This is a genomic window from uncultured Lamprocystis sp., from assembly GCF_903933125.1.
Lineage (GTDB): Bacteria > Pseudomonadota > Gammaproteobacteria > Chromatiales > Chromatiaceae > Thiodictyon.
This window is the reverse complement of sequence record NZ_CAIZIZ010000488.1, coordinates 1-7,545: the sequence shown is the minus strand read 5'-3', so window position 1 is coordinate 7,545 and position 7,545 is coordinate 1. Positions and strand designations below refer to the sequence as shown.

Annotated in this window: 3 protein-coding genes; 2 read left to right on the top strand and 1 reads right to left on the bottom strand. The window is 66.5% G+C overall.

Annotated features, from left to right (window positions below):
• Positions 1-89 precede the first annotated feature (89 nt).
• Positions 90-1,544, bottom strand: a complete 1,455-nt coding sequence (locus tag QZY03_RS26890) for a DUF2867 domain-containing protein (RefSeq protein ID WP_295586555.1) — start codon at positions 1,542-1,544, stop codon at positions 90-92.
• A 193-nt stretch (positions 1,545-1,737) separates the two neighbouring features.
• On the opposite strand from QZY03_RS26890, the gene QZY03_RS26885 reads away from it, so the two are divergent.
• Both QZY03_RS26885 and QZY03_RS26880 read left to right on the top strand, forming a co-directional pair.
• Positions 1,738-4,866, top strand: a complete 3,129-nt coding sequence (locus tag QZY03_RS26885; RefSeq protein ID WP_295586552.1) for an EAL domain-containing protein — start codon at positions 1,738-1,740, stop codon at positions 4,864-4,866.
• Positions 4,853-7,545 (top strand): AAA family ATPase (locus QZY03_RS26880; protein ID WP_295586550.1); only part of this gene is annotated, 2,693 nt, incomplete at its 3' end. The genes QZY03_RS26885 and QZY03_RS26880, both read left to right, overlap by 14 nt.

Here is a 7,545-nt window from a genome sequence, read left to right as displayed (position 1 = left end):
GGGAACGAGAAAACGGATGTTTTCTTCATCTGTGAACATCTGTGACATCTGTGGATAAATCCGGGTGCTCGCTTTGACCGGAACGACGATCATGGCCGGTTCCGCGCTTCCGCCCGCCGACAGATGGCCCCGGTCAGCGCGTCGAAGATGACGGCATGGCCGGGTGCCATGGCGAGCCAGTACAGCAGGCCCCAGACGCCGGCCGGGTGCCAGTAGGCGGTGGCGGTGAGGCGGGTGCGCTCGGGTGACAGCGGTTCCAAGTCGAATTCCAGCACCCCGGCGCCGGGGGCACGCATGCCGAAGGTCATGGTCAGGCGCCGCTCGGGTTCGACGCCGATCACTTCCCAGGAATCAATCCGGTCGCCGACCCGCACCTCGGAGGGGTGGCGCCGGCCGCGGGCCAGACCGCGTCCGCCGACCAGCCAGTCCATGATTTCGCGGATGGTCCAGAGGGTGTTGAGCGCGTAATAGCGGTTGTCGCCGCCGATGGCGCTGACCACGGCCCAGACGTCGGCCGCCGGGGCGGCGGCAATGGTGCTGCCGCCGGCGCGTTTGGCGTAATAGGCATAGTCGATCCGGCCCTTGCGCATGTTGAAGGCTCCTTCGGTCCAGCGGGCGAGTACGGTGGCGTTGCGTTCGGCCGCGAAGGCGGCGTCCACCGATTCGCGGAAGCTCAGCAGGCGCTGCGGGACCAGCCGGCGTAATTCCTCCGGGTGGGCGGTGAAGTCGTGTTTCAGGCCCTCGATCAGGGCGCGGGCGACGTTGGTCGGGACGGCGGTGACGAAGCGCAGCCAATAGGCGGAGAGCTTGGGGCTCAGCACCGGCACCGGGATGATCCAGGGCGGGCGGCGGCCGGCCGCCTCGGCCAGGATGCGCATCATCTGGGCATAGGTCAGTTCCTCCGGCCCAGCCGCGTCCAGGATGCGGTTGGCCGTTTCCGGCAGCCCCGGGGCCATCATGAGGTATTCGAGCAGGTTGTCGAGGGCCACCGGGGGCGACTTGGCGGTGACCCAGCGCGGCGTGATCATGACCGGCAGATGATAGACCAGGTCGCGCATGACCTCGAAGGCGGCGGAGCCGGGGCCGACGATGATCCCGGCGCGGATTTCGGTGACCGGCACCGTGCCCTGGCGCAGCACCTGGCCGGTGTCGCGGCGCGAGACGATGTGCTCGCTGGTCGCGTCTTCCGGCACCAGACCGCCGAGATAGCAGATGCGCTCGACCCCGGCCTGGGCCGCGGCAGCGGCGAAGTTGGCCGCCGCGTCCAGGTCCAGGCGGCCGAAATGCTTGCCGGCACCCATCGAATGCACCAGGTAGTAGGCGATACTGACCCCGGCGAGCACCGCGGGCAGGCTGTCCGGGTCCAGCGCGTCGGCGCCGACGATCTCCACCCCCGGCCAGTTCCGCGCCTCCAGCCCGCGCGGTTGGCGCGAGGACACCCGCACCACGGCGCCGGCCGCGAGCAGACGCGGGACCAGATAGGTGCCGATATAGCCGCTGGCGCCAAAAACGAGACGGCGGCGGGGATCTTGAGAAAGTGGCATTGATCGAGCCCCAAATAACCCGTTCGGATGTCGCAGTTCGGCTTATCCTAAGCGATGGGTGCGTCGCGGGTCACGCGGCAGTCTCCGTCCCCGACGCTCCTTCACCTTCAGGAGCATCCTGTTTTCACGTCAACCTGCCGCCCTGTGCCGCAAGACCTTTGGGTGCTTGCCGACCCGGCCGCCGAGCCCACTCATGTCGACATCGAGCTTCACGCGAAAAACCGGACTTGCCTGGATCGTACTCGCCCTCGGTTTGCTGGTGAGCGTCGTCGGCGGTCTTCAAGTCAAACACGGCATCGAGCAGGATGCGGCGCGGCAATTCGGCTATCGTTGCGATCAGGTGGCCCTCAAGATCGGGGAGCGGCTGGGTGCTTACGCGCTGATTCTCCGCGGCGGTGCCGCCCTGTTTGCCGCGTGGCACACGGTGGACCGCGATGAGTGGCGGGCCTATGTCGAGACCCTGCGGGCGAGCGGCAGTGTCCCCGGCGTGCAGGGGATCGGATTTGCCCAGGTGATTGCGCCGGATCAACTCGCCGCCCATGTTGCCGGCATTCGCGGCGAAGGCTTCCCCGAGTACAGTGTCCGTCCGCCAGGCGAGCGCGCCCTCTACACCTCCATCGTTTTCCTTGAACCGTTCCGCGACCGTAACCTGCGCGCTTTCGGTTTCGATATGTATGCCGAGCCGGTCCGGCGGGCCGCCATGGATCAGGCGCGCGACACCGGCGAGGCGGCTCTGTCCGGCAAGGTCCAACTGGTGCAGGAGACCGGCACCCAAGTCCAGGCCGGAACCCTCATGTATGTTCCGGTCTATCGCAAGGAGGCACCGATGCAGACGCTCGAACAGCGGCGGGCCGCGCTGATGGGCTGGGCTTACAGCCCGTACCGCATGCATGATCTCATGACCGGCATCCTCGGCGACTGGGCGGGCCACCAGGGCAAGAACGTCGACCTGACGATCTACGATGGTCTTGAGGCGTCGCCTGACCGCCTGTTGTTCGACAGCAAACCGGCGGTCACACCGGACACCAGGTTGCTGTTTCGTCAGCCGCGGACGCTCGACTTCAACGGCCGACCGTGGCTGCTGGTCTGTGATCGCGACCCGACCGCTTCCGGCATCGGCTATGCGCCGGCCTGGACCGCCCTGGCCGGCGGCGGTGCGCTCAGCGGTCTGCTGTTCTGGTTGATGCTGTCCATGATCAACACCCGCGTCAACGCGAGGCGTATCGCCGACCAGTTGACCGAGGAGGTCAGAGGCCAAGCAGAACGACTCTACCTGGCCGCCAGCGTCTTTACCCATGCCTGGGAAGGCATCATGATCACCGCCGCCGACGGTACCATTCTTGATGTCAATGACGCCTTCAGTCGGATCACCAGTTACCGCGGCGACGAGGTTCTGGGCCGGAACCCGCGTATCCTCAGTTCCGGCCGTCAGGGCGCGGCGTTCTATGAGGCCATGTGGCGCGCGCTGGTGGAGCAAGGCCAATGGTCCGGCGAAATCTGGAACCGGCGCAAGAGCGGCGAGGTGTACGCGGTGATGCAAACCATCAGCGCCGTGCGCGATGTTCAGGGCCGCATCAGGCAATACGTGGCGCTGTTCTCCGACGTCACCCTGATGAAGGAGCAGGAGCGCGCGTTGGAGTATATCGCCCACTATGATGTATTGACCCGTCTGCCCAACCGCGTGCTGTTGGCCGACCGCATGCGCCAGGGGATGGTGCTGGCGCAGCGCTATGCGCGCCTGCTGGCCGTGGCCTTTCTCGATCTGGACGGCTTCAAGGCCATCAACGATCACCACGGTCATGCGGCAGGTGATCAGCTGCTGATCGCCGCGGCGGCCGCCATGAAACAGGTTCTGCGCGAAGGCGATACGCTCGCCCGCATCGGCGGCGACGAGTTCGTCGCCGTGCTGCTCGACTTGACCGACATCCAAGCCAGTGTCCCGATGCTCGCCCGTCTGCTGACTGCCGCGGCCCAGTCGGTGCCGGTCGGCGAGCGCGTGCTGCAGGTCTCGGCCAGTGTCGGGGTGACCTTCTACCCTCAAACGGAGGACATCGATGCCGAGCAACTGCTGCGCCAGGCCGATCAGGCAATGTATCAGGCCAAGCTGGCGGGAAAGAACCGTTACCACTTTTTCGACCCTGAGTTGGACCGCAGCGTCCGCGGCCATCATGAACGCCTGGAACAGATTCGTCATGCGCTGGTCGAGCGTGAATTCGTGCTCTATTACCAACCCCAGGTGAACCTGCGTACGGGGACGGTCATCGGTGTCGAGGCCCTGATCCGTTGGCAACATCCGCAACAGGGTTTGCTGCTGCCGGCCGCCTTCCTGCCGGTGATCGATGATCATCCGCTGGCCGTCGCCGTCGGCGAGTGGGTCATCGACAGTGCTTTGACTCAACTGGAGCGCTGGCGGACGATCGGACTGGAGATCCCGATCAGCGTCAATGTCGGCGCTCGCCAGTTGCAGCAGGCCGACTTCGTTGAGCGCCTGCATGAGATCCTGGCGGCGCATCCGCACGTCAGGCCGGGTGATCTCGAACTGGAGGTGCTGGAGACCAGTGCGCTGGCTGATTTGGCCAGGGTCTCCCGGATCATCGATCGCTGCCGGGGGCTGGGGGTCAGGTTTGCCCTCGATGATTTCGGCACGGGTTACGCGTCGCTGACCTACCTGAAGCGCCTGCCGGTGGCCCAGATCAAGATCGACCAGAGTTTTATACGCAACATGCTCGACGATCCGGATGACCTGGCCATTCTGGACGGTGTGCTGACGCTGAGCACCGCCTTTGGCCGCCAGGTCATCGCCGAAGGGGTGGAGACCGTGGAACATGGTGTGATGTTGCTGCAGCTCGGCTGCGAACTGGCCCAGGGCTACGGCATTGCCCGCCCGATGCCGGCGGCCGAGGTTCCCGGCTGGACCGTCACCTGGCGGTCCGACCCGGCCTGGGTCGGGTTACCCGCGGTGAGCCGCGACGATTTGCCGCTGCTGTTTGCCGGCGCCGAGCATCGCGCCTGGATGGCCGTGGTGGAACGTTACCTCAACGGCGAGCGTGAAGCCCCGCCGCCGGATCAGCGCCAGTGCAGCTTCGGTCGGTGGCTGGACGGCCAGGGTTTGGCCCGCCATGGTGCCCAGCCGACCTTCCAGGCGATCGAACCAGTACATGCTCAGTTGCACCGGCTGGCGGACGAGTTGGTTGAACTTCAGGCTCAAGGCCAGGGTGCGGCGGCGTTGGCGAGGCTGGATGAACTCCACGGCCTGTCGGACAGCGTGCTCGCACGGTTGAGGACGCTGGAGCAGGAGAAACCGCGGCATGAAGACGATTGATCGGTATCCAGGCGAAGCCGAAATCCACCGGGGGCGTGCGCATCGGGTGCTCCGTGTGCTTGACCCGGCGGCGGGTCCGCTGATCGTCAAGCGGGGTCTGGATGACGGCGATCGCGGGGCGGTGAGGTCGGCGCTGCACAACGAACAGCGCATCCTGGAACGGCTGCAGGGCCTGGATGGGTGTCCGCGGCTGATCCGCTACGATCCGGCGGTGCCGGAACTGGCCGTGGCTGACTTCGGCGGCGTGACGCTGGGTGAGTCGGGGCTATTGGGCCGGCTTGAGCTGGCCACCTTCCTCACCTTGGCCGAAAACCTGGCGCACTGTCTGGCGGAGATCCACGGGCGCGGCGTCATCCACAAGGACCTGAACCCGGCCAATCTCCTGGTGCGGAGCGACGACCTGCGGGTTCAACTCATCGACTTCGATCTGGCCATCACCTTCGCCGAGGAACACCCTGGGTTCGATGCCCTGAACTGTCTGCCGGGAACCCCGGCCTATCTGTCGCCCGAGCAGACCGGGCGGATGAATCGGCCGGTCGACTACCGCACCGACCTGTATGCACTCGGTGCCATCCTCTACACCCTGGCGACGGGTCGGCCGCCGTTCGCGGAGACCGATCCACTCGCGCTGATTCACGCCCATCTGGCCCGCGCCCCGCTGCCGCCGGGTGAACGCGCGCCCTGGTTGCCGCCCCTGGTCACTGAGCTGATCCTGACGCTGCTCGCCAAGGAGCCGGATGACCGCTATCAGAGCGCGGCGGGGTTGGCCCACGATCTGCACCGGCTGCGTGCCGCACCGCAGCCGCTCGCGGCGATTCGGCTGCGGGAACGCGACCTGCCGCTCGCGCCCCGCCCCCCGCGCCGCCTGTACGGGCGCGAGAATGAATTGGCCACGCTGCTGACGGCCTTCACCGGCGCGATCGAGGGTGTGGCGCGAGGCCTCTTTGTGGCCGGCTATTCGGGGGTCGGCAAGACGGCGCTGATTCACGAGATCCACCGGCCGGTGACCCTTGGGCGGGGGCTGTTTATCAGCGGCAAGTTCGAGCAGTTTCGCCACGATCGCCCCTTGCTTGGTCCAGTCCAGGCGCTGCGCCAGTTGTGCCAACTGCTGCTGGCAGAACCCGAGGAGCAGGTCGCCCAGTGGCGCGCGCGCATTCTCGCAGGTCTTGGCCCGGACGCCGGGGCGCTGGTGGAGGTGGTGCCGGAACTCCAGTCGCTGCTCGGTCCGCAACCTCCCGTGCCCGCGTTGGGACCGCACGAGGCGCAAGTGCGGCTGCGTGCCCTGTTGGTCGCCCTGGTGCGTCGGATTGCCGCACCCGGCCATCCGTTGGTGCTGTTTCTGGACGATCTGCAATGGGCCGACCAACCGTCGCTGGACCTTATCGGCGCCTTACTGGAGGAGCCCGCGCTGCGCGGCCTGTTGTTGATCGGTGCCTTCCGCGACAACGAGGTTGACCCGGCTCACCCGCTCTTGCGCCTGCTGCGCCGACCGACGGTCACTGGCGTCGCGGCCCCGGTGCTGACTCTGTCCAGCCTGACGGCGGCCGACATGACCGCACTGCTGGCCGACATGCTGCACCTGCCGCACGACGCGGTGCAGCCGCTGGCCGCCGCCCTGTACGCCAAGACCAGTGGTAACCCGTTCTTCACGATTGAGTTCCTCAATACGCTCTACCGGGAAGGGGCCTTGCGGCCGGATCCGCAACAGGGGCGCTGGCGCTGGGACACCGCCGCGATCCAAGCTCACCCGGCCAGTGCCAATGTGGTCGATTTCCTCACCGCGGGGTTACGTGACCTCGCGCAGCAGACTGCCGAATCATTGGTCGCCGCCGCTTGTCTGGGCAATACCTGCACCCTGGGCCAGTTGGCGCTTGCCACCGGTGAGGACCTGGGCGCACTCGCCGAGCGGCTCAGACCGGCGTTGGAACGTGGGATTCTGATCACGCCCAAAGCGTTGGCCGTGCATCGGGCCGACAGCGGTGCCGTACTGCTGTTTTGCCACGACCGGATGCAGCAAGCTGTGTATCTGCTGCGCGATGACGCCTGGCGGGCGCGACTGCATCTGGCGATGGCCAGGCGCTTTGCCCAGTCCGCGGCTGATCCAGTCCATCCATTACACGCCGCCGAACACTATGCGATTGCCGCACCGCTGATCGTCGAGCGCGCCGAGCGGGCGCTCGACCGCTTGCCCACGCAACCCGACATGGACGATGAGCGGTTGCTGAACATCGCGCTGTTGCTCAACCGGTTGATCCCGGCCGCGCTGTTTTCCGGTTCGCTGCTCGGGTTCTGGATGATGGCGCGGTGCAGCCGCCTATGGATCGAGGCCGGCTACTGCGAGTCCCTGAGCTACCCGATGTGTTGTATCACCATGGTCACCATCGCGCTGCGGGAGGACTACGCCACGGGTTACCGCGCGGCCCGCGCGGCTTTGGAAACCGCGCTCGCGCGCGATCCGGGAAGCCTTGAAGTCGCCCGTGCACAGCACAGTTTCGGGCTCTTCGCCTGTCATTGGTTTCAGCCGCTCGGCGACGATCTGGGGGGCCTCGATCAAGATTCCGGCCACTTGGGCTCGCCGGGTGCGTCGTCAGGCCATCCTGGCCTGACACCGTCAGGGCTGGAAGCCCTGACTACGCACACCGCTGGCTGGGATGACGATCAAGGCCGAGAGCTTCTTCG

Bases quoted from the DNA above. Each gene is read 5' to 3' on its own strand.
- QZY03_RS26890 (WP_295586555.1), bottom strand. From the start codon at position 1,544: ATGCCACTTTCTCAAGATCCCCGCCGCCGTCTCGTTTTTGGCGCCAGC.
- QZY03_RS26885 (WP_295586552.1), top strand. From the start codon at position 1,738: ATGTCGACATCGAGCTTCACGCGAAAAACCGGACTTGCCTGGATCGTA.